This is a genomic window from Brevundimonas sp., assembly GCF_035998205.1.
Lineage (GTDB): Bacteria > Pseudomonadota > Alphaproteobacteria > Caulobacterales > Caulobacteraceae > Brevundimonas.
In genome coordinates, this window is the sequence record NZ_DASYHT010000004.1 from 341,853 (window position 1) to 360,344 (window position 18,492).

17 protein-coding genes are annotated in these 18,492 nt (G+C 69.3%); 10 read left to right on the forward strand and 7 right to left on the reverse strand.

Annotation, left to right across the window (positions count from 1 at the left end; translation table 11 throughout):
- Positions 1-79: 79 nt before the first annotated feature.
- Both VGN74_RS04350 and VGN74_RS04355 read left to right on the forward strand, forming a co-directional pair.
- A complete protein-coding gene (locus VGN74_RS04350; RefSeq protein WP_327446135.1) occupies positions 80-1,354 on the forward strand; it encodes a dipeptidase in 1,275 nt (424 codons plus the stop codon).
- A 112-nt stretch (positions 1,355-1,466) separates the two neighbouring features.
- Entirely contained in the window at positions 1,467-3,392 is a 1,926-nt protein-coding gene (locus tag VGN74_RS04355; protein ID WP_327446136.1) for an ATP-binding protein, read from the forward strand.
- Here VGN74_RS04355 and VGN74_RS04360 read toward each other — a convergent pair.
- The gene (locus tag VGN74_RS04360) at positions 3,389-3,841 is read right to left on the reverse strand and encodes a tRNA (cytidine(34)-2'-O)-methyltransferase (RefSeq protein WP_327446137.1); all 453 of its coding nucleotides are present in this window, start codon (positions 3,839-3,841) and stop codon (positions 3,389-3,391) included. The two genes, VGN74_RS04355 and VGN74_RS04360, sit on opposite strands and share 4 nt — an antisense overlap.
- A gap of 195 nt (positions 3,842-4,036) precedes the next feature.
- Between VGN74_RS04360 and petA the strand changes: the two genes are divergently transcribed.
- From petA to VGN74_RS04375, 3 genes are read left to right on the forward strand one after another with little or no spacing between them, the layout of a single operon-like run.
- Entirely contained in the window at positions 4,037-4,579 is a 543-nt protein-coding gene (gene petA, locus VGN74_RS04365) for a ubiquinol-cytochrome c reductase iron-sulfur subunit (RefSeq protein WP_327446138.1), read from the forward strand.
- A gap of 14 nt (positions 4,580-4,593) precedes the next feature.
- On the forward strand, positions 4,594-5,922 hold the full coding sequence (locus VGN74_RS04370) for a cytochrome b/b6 (protein WP_327446139.1): 1,329 nt from the start codon (positions 4,594-4,596) through the stop codon (positions 5,920-5,922).
- Positions 5,923-5,928: 6 nt separating this feature from the next.
- Positions 5,929-6,807: a cytochrome c1 gene (locus VGN74_RS04375; protein ID WP_327446140.1), complete on the forward strand. Its 879-nt coding sequence runs from the start codon at positions 5,929-5,931 to the stop codon at positions 6,805-6,807.
- A gap of 78 nt (positions 6,808-6,885) precedes the next feature.
- Here the strand turns inward: VGN74_RS04375 and VGN74_RS04380 are convergent, their stop codons facing one another.
- From VGN74_RS04380 to VGN74_RS04390, 3 genes are all read right to left on the reverse strand, one after another.
- Positions 6,886-7,581, reverse strand: a complete 696-nt coding sequence (locus VGN74_RS04380; RefSeq protein ID WP_327446141.1) for a pirin family protein — start codon at positions 7,579-7,581, stop codon at positions 6,886-6,888.
- A gap of 81 nt (positions 7,582-7,662) precedes the next feature.
- Positions 7,663-8,748, reverse strand: coding sequence for a chorismate synthase (gene aroC / locus VGN74_RS04385; protein ID WP_327446142.1), 1,086 nt, complete (start codon positions 8,746-8,748; stop codon positions 7,663-7,665).
- Between the two features lie 12 nt (positions 8,749-8,760).
- Positions 8,761-9,465, reverse strand: a complete 705-nt coding sequence (locus VGN74_RS04390; RefSeq protein ID WP_327446143.1) for a DnaJ C-terminal domain-containing protein — start codon at positions 9,463-9,465, stop codon at positions 8,761-8,763.
- Positions 9,466-9,558: 93 nt separating this feature from the next.
- On the opposite strand from VGN74_RS04390, the gene pdxH reads away from it, so the two are divergent.
- Positions 9,559-10,233, forward strand: a complete 675-nt coding sequence (gene pdxH, locus VGN74_RS04395) for a pyridoxamine 5'-phosphate oxidase (RefSeq protein ID WP_327446144.1) — start codon at positions 9,559-9,561, stop codon at positions 10,231-10,233.
- A gap of 2 nt (positions 10,234-10,235) precedes the next feature.
- Here pdxH and VGN74_RS04400 read toward each other — a convergent pair whose 3' ends face one another.
- Together VGN74_RS04400 and udk are read right to left on the reverse strand one after the other, a co-directional pair.
- Entirely contained in the window at positions 10,236-10,856 is a 621-nt protein-coding gene (locus VGN74_RS04400; RefSeq protein ID WP_327446145.1) for a TetR/AcrR family transcriptional regulator, read from the reverse strand.
- 40 nt (positions 10,857-10,896) lie between these two features.
- Positions 10,897-11,553, reverse strand: coding sequence for a uridine kinase (udk, locus tag VGN74_RS04405; protein WP_327446146.1), 657 nt, complete (start codon positions 11,551-11,553; stop codon positions 10,897-10,899).
- Positions 11,554-11,679: 126 nt separating this feature from the next.
- Between udk and VGN74_RS04410 the strand changes: the two genes are divergently transcribed.
- Both VGN74_RS04410 and VGN74_RS04415 read left to right on the forward strand, forming a co-directional pair.
- The gene (locus VGN74_RS04410; RefSeq protein ID WP_327446147.1) at positions 11,680-13,326 is read left to right on the forward strand and encodes a long-chain-fatty-acid--CoA ligase; all 1,647 of its coding nucleotides are present in this window, start codon (positions 11,680-11,682) and stop codon (positions 13,324-13,326) included.
- A 4-nt stretch (positions 13,327-13,330) separates the two neighbouring features.
- On the forward strand, positions 13,331-14,047 hold the full coding sequence (locus VGN74_RS04415; RefSeq protein WP_327446148.1) for a hypothetical protein: 717 nt from the start codon (positions 13,331-13,333) through the stop codon (positions 14,045-14,047).
- Here the strand turns inward: VGN74_RS04415 and VGN74_RS04420 are convergent.
- Positions 14,023-14,934 (reverse strand): MBL fold metallo-hydrolase, encoded by a 912-nt coding sequence (locus VGN74_RS04420; protein WP_327446149.1) that lies wholly within the window; start codon positions 14,932-14,934, stop codon positions 14,023-14,025. The two genes, VGN74_RS04415 and VGN74_RS04420, sit on opposite strands and share 25 nt — an antisense overlap.
- Before the next feature lie 64 nt (positions 14,935-14,998).
- On the opposite strand from VGN74_RS04420, the gene VGN74_RS04425 reads away from it, so the two are divergent.
- The gene (locus tag VGN74_RS04425) at positions 14,999-15,196 is read left to right on the forward strand and encodes a hypothetical protein (protein WP_327446150.1); all 198 of its coding nucleotides are present in this window, start codon (positions 14,999-15,001) and stop codon (positions 15,194-15,196) included.
- A 198-nt stretch (positions 15,197-15,394) separates the two neighbouring features.
- Positions 15,395-18,466: a TonB-dependent receptor gene (locus VGN74_RS04430; protein ID WP_327446151.1), complete on the forward strand. Its 3,072-nt coding sequence runs from the start codon at positions 15,395-15,397 to the stop codon at positions 18,464-18,466.
- Positions 18,467-18,492: the final 26 nt, after the last annotated feature.

Genomic DNA, 18,492 nt, shown 5'->3' on the forward strand with positions numbered 1-18,492 from the left:
GCGCCCCGCGCCAAGGCGCTTGCGCCCGGGGGCGGCGCGGTCTCACTGTCGCGCCCTGCCTCGTTCGCCGGAGTTCGCCATGATCCGCCCTGTCCTCGCCGCCGCCCTGCTTCTCGGCATGGCCGCGCCCGCCTTCGCCCAGACTCCGGACAGGAGCTCGCCCGAGGCGCGGGTGGAGCGGCTGCTGCAGCGCACGCCGCTGATCGACGGCCATAACGACCTGCCCTGGGCCCTGCGCCAGGGGTTCGGATCGGATCCGCACGCCGTGGATCTCGGGGCGGACCTGTCGGCCTCGACCCGACTGCACACCGACATCCCCCGCCTGCGCGCCGGCGGCGTGGGTGCCCAGTTCTGGTCGGTCTATGTCCCGGCCAGCCTGCCGCCGCTGGAGGCGGCCCGCGCCACCTTCGAACAGATCGATCTGCTGCGTCGCATGGTGGCCGCCTATCCGGAGACCTTCGAGATCGCCCTGACGGCCGACGATGTGGCGCGCATCCACCGCCAGGGGCGGATCGCCAGCCTGATCGGCATCGAGGGCGGCTATTCGATCGCCGACTCGCTCGGCCTCCTGCGCGAGTTCCAGCGGGCCGGGGTTCGCTACATGACCCTGACCCACTCCACGACCATCAGCTGGGCCGACAGCGCCACGGACGCCCCGCGCCACGACGGCCTGTCGCCGTTCGGCGAGGCGGTGGTGCGCGAGATGAACCGCACCGGCATGCTGGTGGACCTGTCGCACGTGTCCGAGGCGACCATGGTGGACGCCATGAGGGTCTCGGAAGCCCCGGTGATCTTCTCCCATTCCTCGGCGCGGGGCGTGACCGACCATCCGCGCAATGTGCCTGACAGCATCCTGCGCCAGCTGCCCGAGGACGGCGGGGTGGTCATGATCACCTTCGTACCGGGCTTCATCAACGAGGGCGTGCGGCAATGGGGGGCGGCGCGCGCGGGCGAGCAGGCCCGTCTGCGCAGCCTCTATCCCGAGGCGGCCGACCGGGTTGCGGCGGACCTGGCGGCGTGGGAGGCGGCCAACCCGGCGCCGCGGGCGAGCCTCGCCGACATCGTGGCTCACATCGAGCATGTGCGCGCTGTGGCCGGCATCGACCATGTCGGGATCGGCGGTGACTTCGACGGCATCTCGAGCCTGCCGGAGGGCATCACGGGCGTGGACGCCTATCCCCTGATCCTCGCCGAGCTGGCGCGGCGTGGCTGGAGCGATGCCGACCTGCGCAAGCTGGCGGGCGAGAATGTCCTGCGGGTGATGCGCGCAGCCGAGGCCGTGGCGCGGAGCCAGGTCGATCGCAGACCCGAGCTGGCGGCCCCGGTTGCGCCGGGGGGCGCCGCAGGGCGCTGATCCGCCAAGGGGTTCCGGCTTCGTTGTTCCGCGTTAAGGCCGGCTGTTTCATCTTTCGTTACACGGCAAGCCGTAACGTCGCTCTGTGAGGATGGAGGAGCGCAAGGGACGGATGCCGACGCTGGCCGAACACGTCGCCAGACGCGGACCTGACAGCCGCAACGGGGGCGCGGTTGCGGAAGAGCTGGTGCGCGTCGCCGCCGCCTACAATGCGCGCAACTGCGCCGTCTTCCTCGCCGTCATCGGCTCGATCTGGTTCCTCGGCCGGGACACCGGGGCGGGCATCTATCCGGCGGCCCTCGGCCTGGCGCTGATCGTCAACCTGGTGCGCCTCGTGCTTTCCCCCATCCTGCTTGCGCGCGCCGGGCGGAGTGTGCACCGGCATCGCATCATCGGCTGGCTGAAGGCCCTGCTGGTGGCGGGGGCGATCCTCAACGCGCTGACTCTCGCCACGGTCATCTGGCTGCGCTTCCCGGTCGAGGACGACGTCATGCGGCTCAGCATGATCGTGATTTCGTCAGCGCTGGCCGGCGGCGCGGTCGGGGTGGTGTCGCCCCTGCGTCGCACGGCGCTCATCTACATCAGCCTGTTGTTGCTGCCCACGACCGCCCAGATCGCCCTGTCCGGGGACTATCCGCTGATCGTCGCCATTCTCGGGATCGGCTTCTGGGTGGCGATGGTCTCGGCCGTGGCCTCGAACAGCCAGATGTACGCAGAGATCATCATCTCGCGGCAGCGGGTCGAGGGCTTGCTCGTGGAGTTGAAGGCCAACAATGAGGCCATCACGGCCCTGAACAAGGACCTTGAGCGACGGGTTGAGGAGCGCACCGAAGACCTGCGCGAGAAGGCGGAGCAGGCGGCCGCGGCGGACCGCGCCAAGTCGGTGTTCCTCGCCTCGATCAGCCATGAGCTGCGGACCCCGCTGAATGGCGTGATCGGCATGGCCCAGGTCATGGCGTCGTCCGATCTGCCCGAGGAGCAGCGCCGGAACCTCGCGGTCATCACCAGTTCCGCCGAGAGCCTCACGCGCATCATCAACGATGTGCTCGACATCTCCCGCGCCGAGGCGGGGCATCTGGCGATTGACCGCGTCGCCTTTGATGCGGACGCCCTGCTCGACTCGCTGCACGCCACCTACGCCATGCTGTGCCGGGAGCGGGACCTCGCCTGCGACCTCGTGGTGGATGCCCCGCTGGGCTGGCGCAGCGGCGATCCGGTCCGGCTGAAACAGATCCTCGGCAATCTGCTGGCCAATGCCCTCAAGTTCACCGAGGCGGGCGGCGTCATCCTGACCGTCGCCGCGGACGAGGACACGACGACCCTGACCGTGCGCGACACCGGGCGCGGCATCCAGACGGAGGATCTCGGACGGATCTTCGAGCGCTTCCAGCAGGTGGAGTCCGGCGACTGCCACATCGGCAAGGGCGCCGGCCTCGGCCTCGCCATCTGTCGCGACCTGACCGAGCTCATGGGCGGCGAGATCACGGCCACCTCGACGCCGGGGGAGGGGGCCACCTTCACCGTGACCCTGCCCCTGCCGCGCGCGGCACGGCCCGAGCCCGCGGCAGAGGGGGCCGCGCCTGTGGACCCGGCCGCCGGGGGTCGACGCGCGCTGGTGGTCGATGACAACCCAGCCAACCGGCAGGTGATGGGGGCGATCCTCGGCTCGCTCGGCCTCGAAGTGGCCACGGCCGACGACGGCGCTGCGGCGGTGACGGCGCTCGAACAGGCGGCCTTCGACATCGTCTTCATGGACGTGAACATGCCGGGCATGGATGGCCTGACGGCGACCCGCGCGATCCGCGCGGCGGAAGCCGCCGGCGAGCGCCCGCGCACCCCGATCGTGGCTCTGACCGCCAGCGTCATGACGCACGAGACAACGCGCTACTACGAGGCCGGCATGGACGCCGTGCTGGCGAAGCCGATCAACATGGGTGAGCTCGTGGCGCTGTTCGAATCCCTCCCCTCGGCCCTCGCGGATGATCGTCGCAATGGCAGCGCCTCGCCTGTGACCGAGGCGGCCGGGGTCGGCGGCTAGGACCGGGCGGAGCCCCCATGCAGCCGCGCCGCCCAGCAGGCGATGCCGGCGCTCACGGCGAGGTTCAGGGAGCGCGCCCCCGGGGCGATCGGAATGACGACCCGCGCATCCGCGGCGGCATGCACATGCTCGGGCGCGCCGGACGGCTCCGAGCCGAACAGCAGCACATCGTCGGGCTCGAACCGGAACGCATCGAGCGGCGTCGCGCCGCGGGTGGTGAACAGCACCAGGCGTCCGGGCGCGCGATCGGCCTGGAAGCTCTCCCAGCGCTCATGCACCGTCATGTGTCCGAGGGGGCCGTAGTCCAGCGCGGCGCGCTTCAGCGCGCGATCGTCCAGCGCGAAGGCGGTCGGGCCGATGACATGAAGCTCGGCGCCGAAACAGGCCGACAGGCGGATGCAGGCGCCGACGTTCTGGGGGATGGCTGGTTGAAAAAGGGCGAGACGCATTCTAAGGCCACGTCTACGCGCGGCCGTTCTGCCTGTCGCGGCCAGTATTTGCGAATACTTCTCAAGGATGTCCGCGCTCAAGCGGCGATCCGTCGCAAAGTCTGGCCGGGCGGGATTTCCCCGGTTGCGCTAAAGGATTTTGCGCCGGATCGGGCCTCAATCGCGAGGCCCGGCGCGGCAGGCCAGAGGTGAGACGTGACCGAATCGGTCGTGAATTCAGACGGACAGGGCGGCGACGCCACCCGGCGGGACTTCATCCATATTGCGGCCGGCGCCGCCGCGGCGGGGGCGGGCGTGATGATCGCCTGGCCCCTGATCAACCAGATGAACCCGGCGGCGGACACGCTCGCCCTGTCGGTCATCGACTTCGACCTGACCAAGGTCCAGGAAGGCCAGCAGGTCGTGGTCAAATGGCAGGGCAAGCCGGTGTTCGTGCGCTACCGCACCGCGGCTGAGATCGAGGCGGCCCGGGAAGTCCCGATGTCGGCCCTAAAGGACCCGCAGGCGGACGCCGACCGGGTCAAGGAAGGCCGGGAGCAGTACCTCGTGCTGGTCGGCTCCTGCACCCACCTCGGCTGCGTGCCGACCTTCGGCACCGGCGACTACGGCGGGTGGTTCTGCCCCTGCCACGGGTCGCACTACGACACCTCCGGCCGCATCCGTAAGGGCCCGGCCCCGACCAACCTGGTCGTGCCGAATTACGAATACGTCTCCGATACCGCGGTGCGGATCGGCTGACGCAGGGCAAGATCATGAGCGAGCATCAATCCACATACGTGCCCAAGACCGCTTTCGAGCGGTGGATGGACACCCGCCTGCCGATCATCCGCTTCGGCGCCGACTACATGTCGCTGCCGACGCCGAAGAACCTGAACTACTGGTACACCTTCGGCGCCATCCTCACGATCTGCCTGATGACCCAGATCATCACCGGCGTCGTGCTGGCCATGCACTATGTGCCGAACACCGAGATGGCCTTCGCCTCGGTCGAGCGCATCATGCGTGACGTGAACGGCGGCTGGCTGATCCGCTACGTCCACTCCAACGGCGCGTCGATGTTCTTCATCGCCGTCTACATCCACATGCTCCGCGGCCTGTACTACGGCTCGTACAAGGCCCCGCGCGAGATGATCTGGATCGTTGGCTGCGTGATCTTCTTCCTGCTGATCGCCACGGCCTTCCTCGGCTACGTCCTGCCCTGGGGCCAGATGTCGTTCCACGGCGCGGTGGTGATCACCAACCTGATCGGCTCGATCCCGGTCGTCGGCGGCTCGATCCTGACCTGGCTGCAGGGCGGCCCGGCGATCGACAATGCGACGCTGAACCGCTTCTTCTCGCTGCACTACCTGCTGCCGTTCGTCATCGCCGGCTGCGTCGTGCTGCACCTCTGGGCCCTGCACCACGCCGGCCAGAACAACCCGGTCGGGATCCTGATCCCGAAGGACCGCGTGGCCAAGGACACGGTGCCGTTCCACCCGTACTACACGGTCAAGGACGGCTTCGCGCTGATCCTGTTCCTGATGATGTTCGCCGTGTTCGTCTTCTTCATGCCGAACGCGCTGGGCCACGCCGACAACTCGATCCCGGCCAACCCGCTGGTGACCCCCGCGCACATCGTGCCCGAGTGGTACCTGCTGCCCTTCTACGCCGTGCTCCGCGCGGTGCCGGACAAGTTCGGCGGCGTGGTGGCCATGTTCGGCGCCATCGCGGTGCTGTTCATCCTGCCTTGGCTGGACACGTCGCGGGTGCGCTCCATGCGCTACCGGCCGACCATGCGGGTGTTCTTCTACATCTTCGTCGCCAACGCCTTCGTGCTGGGGCTCTGCGGCGCCATGCTGCCGGACGCGCCGGTGATCGGCGAGTTCAAGACCTTCATGCTGATCGACGGCGACCTGAACAGCTACCTGTGGCTCGGCCGACTGGCGACGCTGTACTATTTCGCCTTCTTCCTGGTGATCATGCCGATGGTCGGCCTGCGTGAGACGCCTCTGCCCATCCCGCAGTCCATCTCCGAGCCGGTCCTCGGCGGTTCGGCGGCCATGCCGGCGGGCGCCGCGGCGCAACCCGAAACCCGGGGCTGATCGACCATGACCCTCTCTTTCCGAAAGAGCGCCCCCGTGAAGTCCATCCTGATCCCGCTGATCGCGGTCGCCGGTCTGGCGCTCGCCGCGCCGGCCGCCCAGGCCGCCGGTGAAGCCAAGAAGCCGCGCGACATCGCCTTCAGCTTCGAGGGGCCGTTCGGCACCTTCGACCAGGGCCAGCTGCAGCGCGGCTACAAGGTCTATCGCGAAGTCTGCGCCGCCTGCCACTCCATGAACCTGCTCAGCTTCCGCAACCTCGCGGAAGATGGCGGTCCGTTCTGGGACCCGCACGTCGACAATCCCAACGAGAACCGCTTCGTGCGCGCGCTCGCCGCCGAGTTCGAGATCGCTGACATCGACTCCGAGACCGGCGAGCCGATTCGGCGCCCGGGCACCCCGGCCGACGCCTTCCCGGATCCCTATCCGAACGCCACGGCGGCGGCAGCGGGGAACGGCGGGGCCGTGCCGCCGGACCTGTCGGTCATGGCCAAGGCCCGCAAGGGCGGGGCCGACTACATCTACTCCCTGCTGTCGGGCTACCAGCCGGCCCCGGCCGGTCTGCGCATCGCCTCGGGCCAGCACTACAACCCGTACATGCCCGGCGACCTGACCCCGTTCTGGGAAGGCGACCATGACAAGGTGCCGTACGGGGGCTTCATCGCCATGGCCCAACCGCTGCGCGACGGCCAGGTGACTTACGACGACGACGCGCCCGAGACGATCGACCAGTACTCGCGCGACGTCGCCGCCTTCATCGCCTGGGCGTCCGACCCGAAGGCGGTCGAGCGCAAGCGCACGGGCATCGCCGTCCTGGCCTATCTGGCGATCTTCGCCGGTCTGACCTACGCCAGCTACCGGCAGATCTGGCGCAACGTGAAGCACTGACGCGCGCCGCGTCGCCGAACATGACAAGGCCCGCCGGAGTTATCCGGCGGGCCTTTTCTGTGGCGTCAGACCGAGGCCTTACAGGCTGTCGACCATGACCAGTTCGGCGTCGGCCTCGGCGGTAATCACCAGCTCGGCCTCGTCGCGGATGGCGGCCCCGTCACGGGCGTTGAGCGTCACGCCGTTGATCGCGACCTTGCCGACCGCCGGCACCAGATAGGCGCGACGGCCCTCGGCCAGCGGGTAGCGGATCGTCTCGCCGGCGTTCAGCGTCGCCCCGAGAATGCGCGCATCGGCATTGATCGGCAGGGCGTCATCGCCCTCCCGGCCCGAGGCCAGCACCTGGAAGCGGCCGGAGCGGTCCGCCTTCGGGAACGGACGGGCGCCCCATGACGGTTGCGCGCCCGGGCGATCGGTCTCGATCCAGATCTGGAAGATGGTCGTCAGCTCGTCTTCCAGATTGTACTCGGCATGGCGCACCCCGGTGCCGGCGCTCATCACCTGGACATCACCGGCGACGGTGCGGCCCTGGTTGCCCATGGAATCCTGATGGGTGATGGCCCCGGTGCGGACGTAGGTGATGATCTCCATGTCGGCATGCGGGTGCGGCGGAAAGCCCGACTTCGCGGCGATCTCGTCGTCGTTCCAGACGCGGAGCCGACCCCAGCCCATGCGGGACGGATCGTAGTAGTTGGCGAACGAGAAATGGTGGCGAGCCCTGAGCCAGCCGTGGTCCGCGCCGCCGAGGCTGTTGAAGGGGCGAACGTCGATCATCTGTCACTCTCCCTGGAGGCCCGGGGCCTCATGCTGGGCAGGATATAGGTAACAGGAACTGTTGCGGAAGGGGCGGGCCGTTCAGCCCTGCTGACCCCGATGTCGCAGCCAGGCGTCGGCGAGCACGCAGGCCGCCATGGCCTCGACCACCGGCACGCCGCGCAGGGCGACGCAGGGATCGTGACGGCCCTTGGTGCGGAGGTCGACCTCCTGACCGTCCCGGTCGACGCTGCGGCGCGGCGTCAGGATCGACGACGTCGGCTTGAAGGCGACCCGGGCCGTGATCGGCTGGCCGGTGGAGATGCCGCCCAGAACGCCGCCGGCGTGGTTGGACAGGAACACCGGCTGCCCGTCGGGCCCGATCCGCATCTCGTCGGCATTGGCCTCGCCAGTCAGCCCGGCGGCGGCGAAGCCCGCCCCGAGCTCGACGCCCTTGACCGCATTGATCGACATGAGGGCGGCGGCCAGTTCGGCATCGAGCTTGCCGTACAGCGGCGCGCCCCAGCCGGCGGGCACGCCGGAGACCTCCAGCGCCACGACCGCGCCGACGGAGGAGCCGGCCTTGCGGACACTGTCCAGATAAGCCTCCCAGGCCGGGACCACCCCGGCGGAGGCTGCGAACAGGGGATTGTCGTAAACGGCGTCGAAGTCGATCTGCTCAGGGGCGAGGCGATACGGCCCCAGCTGGACGACGCCGGCGCGGATGCGGACGCCGTCGCCCAGCAGTTTGCGGGCGATCGCGCCGGCCGCCACCCGGGCCGCGGTCTCGCGCGCCGAGGAGCGGCCGCCGCCGCGGTAGTCCCGCACCCCGTACTTGGCCTGGTACGTATAGTCGGCGTGGCCCGGCCGGAAGGCGCGGGCGATCTCGCCATAGTCCTTCGAGCGCTGGTCCTCGTTGGGAATCAGGATCGAGATCGGCGTTCCGGTCGTGACCTGCCCAGCCCCGTCGTCGAAAACGCCGGACCAGATCTGGGCGGTGTCGCTCTCCTGCCGCTGGGTGACGAAGCGGCTGCCCCCGGGTTTGCGCCGGTCCAGCCACGGCTGAAGGTCGGCCTCGGTGAGGGGCAGGCCGGCGGGGCAGCCATCGACCACGCAGCCGATGCCCCGTCCGTGGCTTTCGCCCCAGGTGGTGACGCGAAACAGGTGGCCGAAGGTGTTGTGCGACATGGCCCGACCGGCTTAGGCCGCGAGCCGGCTCGGCGTCCAGACCCGATGGAAGCGGGCCAGCAGATCTTCGGCGGCGCTGGGGGCGTCGGCCGAGGGCTCGAGCCGCACATAGAGACGTCCGGCGGGGTGGCGGCCGCGCGCCGGGAGACCGAGTCCGCGCAGGACCAGACGGACGGGGGCCTGCAGCCCGGGGGTGACCCACAGGTCGCGACGACCGGCGTGAGTCTCGACCTCGACGCGCCCGCCGTCCTCCAGCACGCGCGGCGAGGCGGGGGCCGTCATGTACAGATCGTCGCCGACGACCGAGAGGCCGGCGCCGGATCGGATCACGACCGGCAGATAGAGGTCCTCGCCGGCTGAACCCGCGCCGCGCAGGCGAAGATGCTCCCCCGTGCGCAGGCCGGGCGGGGCCATGATGCGGAGCCGGCGGCCGGCCACGAACGCTTCGACGACGCCGCCGTGCAGGGCCTCGAGCGGCCCCAGGGCGATCAGCGGCGGCGGCGGAGGGCGCTTCGCCGGTGCCGGCAGGGCCTCCGGCGCCGCGGCGGCCAGCAACAGGTCGCGGGCGGCGATCAACTCGCGAAGGCGGGTGTCGTCGCCGGCCTCGGCGACCGTACGCACGGCGCGCCGGAAGGCCGGCCCGATGGCGTCGGGGCCGTACGGAGCCTCGAGGCCCAGATGGCTGCGCGCCTCGGAAAGGGTCAGGGACGACGACATGGCGGGCAATCAACGGCGACTATGGTCAAGGCGGGGTTAACCGCGACTCCGGACCCGCTCGCCACGGCGACGGGGCGGCGCTATCAGCATCGCATGACTGCACCCGCCATCCCCCCCAGCCCCACCCGCGAGGAGTACGCCCGCGACTACGCCGCCGCGCTGGCCCGAAACAGCGACGAGGCGCTGTTCGAGCGCACGGATCCGATCCCGCTGGTCACCGAGTGGCTGGTCGAGGCGCGGGCGCATGAGATCAACGACTCCAACGCCATGGCCCTGGCGACAGTCGATGCGGACGGCCTGCCGGACTGCCGGATGGTGCTGCTCAAGGACGTCGACGCCCGTGGCTTCACCTTCTATTCGAACCGTGAGAGCGCCAAGGGCGAACAGATCGCGGCCCGGCCGCAGGCGGCGCTCCTGTTCCACTGGAAATCCCTGCGCCGGCAGATCCGCATCCGCGGCGCCCTTGAGGAGGTCACGGCGGCGGAGGCGGACGCCTATTTCGCCAGCCGGGCGCGGGAAAGCCGGATCGGGGCCTGGGCGTCTGACCAATCCCGCCCGCTCGCGGATCGGGCGGCGCTGGAGGCGGCGATCGCCGAACAGGAGGCGCGGTTCGGCGACGCCGAGCCGACCCGGCCGCCGCACTGGACGGGCTGGCGCCTGACCCCCGTCCAGATCGAGTTCTGGCGCGACCGCCCGTTCCGGCTCCACGACCGCCTGCGCTTCGACCGCGACGGCGAAGCCTGGGTGCGGACGCGACTTCAGCCCTGAGTTCAGCCCTGAGGGGGCTCGACGCCGAATCGCGCGAGGAAGGTCTCCACCGCGTCTTCGGCGATGGCCGCCGGCGGCCGCTCGCCGCGCACCTCGTCGCCAGTGACCATCGGCACGAAGAACAGCGGGTGCTCGATCATCCCCATCAGCTGGCCGGCCGCCCATGAGGGCTTGCCCGGCTTCAGCTGTCCCGAATCCTGCAGCCGGGCGATCACCTGCATCAGCGTCAGGCCGTACTCGCGGCGGCCCTTCTCGAAGAAGCGCTGGGCCAGCCCGACGAAGCGCGACCGCTCGGCCATGACCAGGCGGAAGACCTGGCGGACATAGGGGTCGCTCATGAAACAGGCGTAGGTCCAGGCGAAGGCGTTCAGCTGGTCACGCGCGTCGCCGGGCGGGATCTGGATACGGCCCATCCGGGCCGTGAACTCCTCCGCGGCGTGATCCACCACCGCCTGGAACAGCTCGTCCTTGCCGGGAAACAGGCCGTAGAGCGTGGCGGTCGAGACCTGGGCCTCCCGCGCGACCGGCTCCATGCCGGTGTTCGCATAACCCTTTGCGAGGAAGTGCCGTCGCGCGGTGGCGAGGATCTCTTCGCGGCGGCGGATGTCACTCTTGATCAGCATACAGGCCCTGTCCTGATGCAAGGATCAGGGGCGCCCGGTGTCAGCGCAATACGGAGTCCCCGCAACTTTCGAACAACGGGTGGGCCAGGACCGGAGCCAGCAGTCGCCGCACGGCGCCGGGGTCCTCAAGCCGCACCGCGGCCGTCGCATCGGCGACGATGAAGTCGGCGAGGGCTCGCGACGGCTCGGTGAAGCGCTCGTGCCCGGGGCGGACGGTCTTGAGATACTGCGCGATGACGGAGTCCGCCGTGCGCCCGCGCTCGCTCTGGTCGCGCAGCAGGCGGCGGATGAAACGGATGTCAGCCGGGGTGTCGACGAATACCTTCAGATCGAACAGGCCGGCCACCTCGGGGGTCGCGAGGCAGTGGGTGCCCTCAAGCACGATCATGTCGCACGGGGCGACGGCGTGACCCGGCAGGCGGCGTCTGTGGGTGACAAAGTCGTAGTCGGGCGCCTCGATCGCCTGACCGGCCTTCAGGGCCTGCAGGTGTTCGGCCATCAGGACGTGGTCGCGGGCCGCGACGTCGTCGAAGTCGAAGGCCAGCGGATCGAAGTCCGGCAGGCCGCCAGCGTCGGCGTAGTACCAGTCCTCGCGCACGAGCGTGGTCCGGCCCGGGGGGAGGGCGGCGAGCAGGGCTTCGGCGAGAGTGCTCTTGCCGGAGCCGGAGCCGCCGGTGATGGCGATGAGATGGGGCATGCGGCCCTTTAGCCGCGCCTGCCCGCCCGTCATAGTGTCGCGGCCCGCCTCGCGTTGCTTAACGCCGATCACCCCGGTAGCTTGGCGCAAACGGCCCTTGAGAGCCGGAGACACTAGAGGAACGCCATGCTCGGATTGATGCAGGACTGGCCGCTGACGGTCGACAAGATCCTGGACCACGCGAAGAACTGGCATCCCCATCGGGAGGTCGTGACCCGCTCGGTCGAGGGACCGATCGTGCGGGTCAGCTATGCGGAGATCCACGGCCGCGCCAAGCGCGTGTCGAAGGTGCTGCAGGGCTGGGACGTGAAGGTGGGGGACCGGATCGCCACCCTGGCCTGGAACACCGCCCGGCACATCGAGGCCTGGTACGGCATCATGGGCATCGGCGCGGTCTGCCACACCCTGAACCCGCGCCTGTTCCCCGAGCAGCTGATCTACATCATCAATCACGCCGGCGACCGCATCATCTTCGTCGACCTGACCTTCGTGCCGCTGCTCGAAGCGATCCTGCCGCACTGCCCGACGGTCGAGCGGGTCGTGGTCATGACCGACGAGCTGACCATGCCGGCGACCAAGCTGCCGCGGGCCGAGTGCTACGAGCAGCTGATCGCCGAGGCCGACGAGAACGTCACCTGGGGCGGCTTTGACGAAAAGACCGCCTGTGGCCTCTGCTACACCTCCGGCACCACGGGCAATCCGAAGGGCGTGCTCTACTCGCACCGCTCGAACTTCATCCATACGCTGCTGGGGCTTCAGACCACCGTCCTCGGCGCCACGCCGAAGGAAGTGATCCTGCCGGTCGTGCCGATGTTCCACGCCAATGCCTGGGGCATCGCCTTCGGCGGTCCGGCGGCCGGCTCCAAGCTGGTCATGCCGGGCGCGCGCATGGATGGCGAGGCGATCTACGAGCTGCTGGAGACCGAGGGCGTCACCTTCTCCGCCGCCGTACCGACGGTGTGGCAGGGCCTGCTGGCCCACGTGCGCGAGAAGGGGCTGAAGTTCTCGACCCTGAAGCGCGTGCTGATCGGCGGTTCGGCTGTGCCGGAGAGCCTCATCCGCGCCTTCCATGACGGCTATGGCATCGAGGTGGTGCAGGGCTGGGGCATGACCGAGACCTCGCCGATCGGCACCCTGTCGAACCTGACGCCGGAGCTGCTGGAGCTGCCCTACGACGAGCAGATGAAGTGGCGCATCAAGCAGGGCGTGCCGCCGCTGGGCGTCGAGCTGACCCTCAAGAACTACGCCGGTCAGGAGATGCCGCACGACGGCCAGACCTACGGGCGGTTGATGGTGCGCGGGCCGACCATCGCCGGCGCCTACTTCAAGGGCGAGGGCGGCGAGATCCTCGACAACGAGGGCTTCTTCGACACCGGCGACGTGGCCACCATCGACTCGCACGGCTTCATGCAGATCACCGACCGCGCCAAGGACGTGATCAAGTCCGGCGGCGAGTGGATCAGCTCCATTGAGATTGAGAACATCGCCGTGGGCCACCCGAAGGTGGAGCTGGCGGCAGTGATCGGCGCGGCTCACCCGAAGTGGGACGAGCGGCCGGTGCTGATCCTCAAGCTCAAGCCCGGCGAGAGCCAGGACAAGCAGGAACACCTCGACTTCCTGCAGGGCAAGATCGCCAAGTGGTGGATGCCGGACGATGTTGTCTTCGTCGATGACATCCCGCTGGGCGCAACCGGCAAGATCGACAAGAAGCTGCTGCGCGAGCGCATGAAGGACTACCGCCTGCCGACGGCTGACGCGCCGCAGCCGGCCTGACGTGGTGACCGGGGCGACCGCGCGGGTTCAGGCCCTCGTCGCCCGGGCGTGGCAGTGCGCCGCCGTGGCGGCGGCGGGGCCGGTGCTCGGCTTCGGCCTGATGGCCGCGTCGCAGGCCGGGGTCATCGACCGCCGCCTGGCCTTCGAGGTCCTGGTCGTCCCGTGGGGCGTGTGGCTGGCCCTTCTGGGGTTGGCCGCAGCCCTGCTGGCGCTCGTGATCACCCTTCGCGGGACCCGCAAGGCGTGGCTGCCGGCCGTGCTCGCGGTGGCGCTGGCGTTCGGCTCGGCGGCCGGCTTTGGCTGGCTGCGTCAGGCCTTCGCCGAGGCCGGGCCGCTGGATGTCACCACGAACATGGCCGATCGTCCGGGGCTCGGCCGGGCGCTGCTGGAGCGCCGGATGGCGGCGGGCGGGCTCGACCCGGCGGCGCTGCCGGCCGGGCAGGGGGCCTGCGCCGTCGGCGCCTCCCTGCCGACCCAGGTCGCGCCCGAGACCGCGGCGTGGGCCCTGCGTCAGGCCGGGTTCGAAGTCGTTGGCTACGGTGTCGGGCGGGCTGACGGGGTGCGGCAGGACCGCGCCTTCGGCTTCGGCCACGACGCCGTGGTCCGCATCCGTCCCGGCCAGACGGACGTGCGGGTCACGGCGCGCGAGGTCTGGCGTGACGGCGGCGCCACCTGCCGCCTCGCCCGCAAGATCGTTCAGGGGCTGACCGCCAGCCCGTAGCGGCCGTCGAGCGCCACGTCCGGCTGCGCCGTGACCTTCGCCTCCGCCGCCAGCTTGATCAGGTGGGCGAACACCGACAGCCCGGCCGCCGGCCACAGCCGGGGATCGACCTCCGCGTAGAGCCGCCGGACGATCTCGGGAATGGTGTCGGCCCCGCCTTCCAGCGCCGCCAGGATCTGCGCCTCGCGGTCCAGCCGGTGGGCGCGATAGGCGGCGAGAAACGGGGCCGGATCGTCGATCGGCGCCCCGTGCGCCGGATAGAGCCGGGCGTAATCCCCGGCGATGACCCGGTCGAGGCTGGCCATATAGGCGGCCATGTCGCCGTCCGGCGGGGCCACCACGGTGGTGGACCAACCCATCACATGGTCGCCGGCGATCAGGGCCCGCTCCTCGGCGAGGGCGAAACACAGGTGGTTGGAGGCATGGCCCGGCGTCGCCACCGCCGTCAGGGTCCAGTCCGGCCCCGACAGGACGTCTCCGTCGCCCAGCACGAGGTCAGGGGCGAAGCCCGCCATGTCGCCCTCATCCGCACCGGACGCGTGGGTTTCGCTGACAGGCGGCGGGGCTCCGGCGATCGGGGCGCCGGTGGCGGCCGCGAGGGCCGGGGCCAGCGGAGCGTGGTCGCGGTGGGTGTGGGTCAGCAGGATGTGGCTGACCGGTCGCCCGGCGATGGCCGACACCAGGGCCTCGAGATGCCGCGCGTCGTCGGGGCCCGGATCGATCACCGCCAGCGGGCCGTCGTCGCCGCCGATCAGGAAGCTGTTGGTGCCGGTGAAGGTGAAGGGGCCGGGGTTCTCGCACACCACGCGCGTAACCCGCAGCGACAGCCGGTCAGCCCGGCCGTAGGCGAAGTCAAAGCTGCGGACATAGGGGATCTGCACCGGCATGGGGCGAGGAAGCCCGGCCCCGGCCTTGCGTCAAGACTCCGGAAACCATCGCCGGAGTCCCGAAGTGAGCCGTTCTTCCGTCCTCGCCCCGTCCCGACTGGAACGCGTCAGCGAGGCCGCCATCGATATGGCCATGGCCGTCTCGGCCCGCCTGCTGCCGGTCGCGGCGGCGCTGGTCATCCTGGCGGGCCTGCAGTTCGCCGCGGCGTCCTGCACGCCGGAGCCGGCCCCCTACGCCGCGAGGGCGGCTGTCGCGCGCTGATCTGCGACACTCTGCCGTGCGCCTGCGACATTGTGTCGTATCGGCGACACCTCCCGGGAAAGTGCGCCCGCGCGCCCCTGAGTGGTCGCAGAACATGACTCGCCTGTTAGGTTTGTGACGGGATCGCGACTCTCCGGAGTCGGATTCCGGGCGCGCGGGCATCGGGCCTGGGCGCTGGAAGACTCCAGGAGTGTCGCCGTGCGCATCAACTCAACCCGACAAAGACTTCTCACCACCAGCATGATGGCCAGTGTCGCCGTCACCGCCGCCATGGCCCTGCCGGCCGTCGCCGTCGTCCTCAGCCCGTCCGCCGCCGTGGCGCAGGATCTGGTCCAGGGGGCCATCTCCGGGCGCGTCACCAACCAGGCGCAGCAGCCCATCGGGGGCGCGTCGGTCACCCTGCGGTCGGTGGGGCAGGGGTTCACCCGGTCGCTCGAAGCCGGCGCCGACGGGGAGTTCCGCGCCGTGGCCCTGCCGCAGGGCCGCTATGAAGCGACCATCTCCGCGCCGGGCTACAACACTCTGACGGAAGTCGTGATGGTGGGGGGCTCGGGCACGACGAGCCTGACCTTCACCCTCGGCGCCAGCGGCGCCACCTCGGTGGACGAGATCGTTGTGGTCGGCGTGCGGCGCGCGGTGTCGGAGTTCGACGCCACCACCACCGGTCTGACCGTCAACGTCGAGGAGCTTTCACGGAACATTCCGGTCGCCCGGGACGCCAACGCCATCGCCCTGCTGGCGCCGGGCGTGGTGGCTTCGGACACCGCCTTCGGCAACCTGCCGACCATCGGCGGGGCCTCGGCCGGCGAAAACACCTACTTCGTCAACGGCCTGAACATCACCAAGTTCCGGGACTTCACTGGCTCGTCGATCGTTCCCTTCGAGTTCTACCAGACGCTGGAAACCAAGACCGGGGGATATTCCTCGGAGTTCGGTCGCGGCACCGGCGGGGTGCTGAATGGCACGACCAAGTCGGGCACCAACGAATGGCAGTTCGGCCTGACCACCTACTGGGAGCCGGATGCCTTCCGGGAGGACATTCCCAACACCTACCAGTCGCTGAACGAGTACGATGAGTCCGAGTCCACGGATGTCATTTTCGACTTCGGCGGACCGATCATCCGTGACCGTCTGTTTGTCTTCGGCCTCTACAACTGGCGTGAGACGGAAACGTTCAACGGAAGCGCGAATGGTACGGGGTCGGGCACGCGGGTCAACGATCCGTTCTTCGGCGGTAAGGTCGACTTCCTGATCACGGACAATCATCGTCTTGAATTCACCTACTTCAAGGACGAGCAGGAACGGACCACGACGACCACGCAGTTTGATACGGTCACCGGGAATCTCGTTTCGACCGAGGGGGACGCTGTTTTCCGCTTCGGCGGCGAGAACTGGATCACGCGCTACACCGGCATCTGGACCGACTGGCTGACGACCTCGGTCGCCTACGGCGTGAACCGCTATGACGAGCAGAACAGCTCGCCCGGCGACGGCTGCGCCCTGATCACCTCAACCTTGCCTACGGATCCGCGTCGCGGCTGTTGGCTTATCGGGCAGCCCCAGCTGAACGAGGACGAGCGTACGGTCTTCCGCGCTGACGTCGACATCTACGCCAACTTCCTCGGCGCCCACCACTTCCGTATCGGCTACGACTCCGAAACGCTCGAGTCCTACCAGGCGCTCGACTATTCGGGTGCTGGCTACAGCTACTGCCGGCCCGGCGGCATTACCTCGACCATCGCCTGTACCGGCGAGGTGACCGGCGGCCTCTGGTATCGCTACCAGAACCACGATGCTCTTGGCCCGACGCGGGTCCGCATCCGCGCCTATGACAACGACGGCGGCTGGACCTCGACGCAGAACGCCTACTACATCCAGGATAGCTGGCAGGTCACCGACCAGCTGACCCTGAACCTGGGCATCCGCAACGAGTCGTTCGAGAACGAGAACATCGCGGGCGTGCCGTTCGTGGACCTGTCCGACCAGTGGGCGCCGCGCCTCGGGGCGACCTACGACGTGTTCGGCGATGGCAGCGGCAAGCTGTTCGGCTTCTACGGCCGCTACTACCTGCCGGTGGCCGTGAACACCAACCAGCGCCTGGCCGGCTCCGAGTTCTTCATCCAGGACACCTGGACGCTGAACCGCGCCGGCGGCCCGAACGACGCCAATGCCGACGGCATCCACGACACCACCGAAGAGCCGATCCTCGGCAGCTTCGTCAGTGGCGGCAACTTCGCCGACGGCACCGTCCGGCCGATCTCGACCCAGGTCGATGAGGAGATCGATCCGATGTACGTCGAGGAGTTCATCCTCGGCTACGAGCAGCGGATCGGCGACCTGACCTTCGCCATCAAGGGCACCTACCGTGAACTCGGCACGGCGATCGACGACGTCGCCATCGACGCCGCGGTGCTTGCCTACTGCGCCGACGAAGGCATCACCGGCTGCTCGAGCGTCTGGACCGGGTTCCACCAGTATGTCCTGACGAACCCCGGCGAAGACATGGTCGTGACCCTGTCGGCGGCGGACCTGGCCGCCACGTCGCTCGGCGCCGGCGCCACTGACCGCCGCGTCACCCTGACGGCGGCTGACCTGAACTATCCGTCGCCGGAGCGCACCTACAAGGCGGTCGAGCTGTCCGTCGAGCGCGACTTCGACGGGGTCTTCGGCGGCCGCTTCAGCTACACCTGGTCGCGCAACGAGGGGAACTACGAGGGCGCCCTCAAGTCCGACAACGGGCAGACCGATCCCGGCCTGTCGCAGGACTTCGACCAGCCGGGCCTGATGGAGGGTGCGAACGGCTTCCTGCCGAACCACCGGGAGCACTCGTTCAAGTTCTTCGGCAACTGGACGCCGATGCCGAACCTGAACATCGGCGCCAACGTCCTGATCCAGTCGCCGCGCAAGTTCGGCTGTATCGGGGTGCACCCGACGGATGTGTTCGCGTCCTTCTACGGCGCCTCGTCCTGGTTCTGCGGCGGCGTGGCCACGCCGCGCGGCTCGCAGTTCGAAAGCACCTGGCTGAAGAACGTCGACCTGACGGTGTCCTACGACCTTGGAGAAGTGCTGAACGTCCCCGGCGACAGCCTCGTGGTCCGTGCGGACATCTTCAATGTCTTCAATCTCCGGAGCCAGACCGACTACAACGAGTTCGGCGAGATCGACGTGGGCAACTACCCGGGTCCGGGCGCCGCGGATCCCGACTACCGTCGGGTCACCGGCTACCAGGCGCCGCGGTCGGTGCGCTTCAGCCTCGCCTACCGCTTCTGATTGACGGCGCCGGGGCGGCGGCCAGC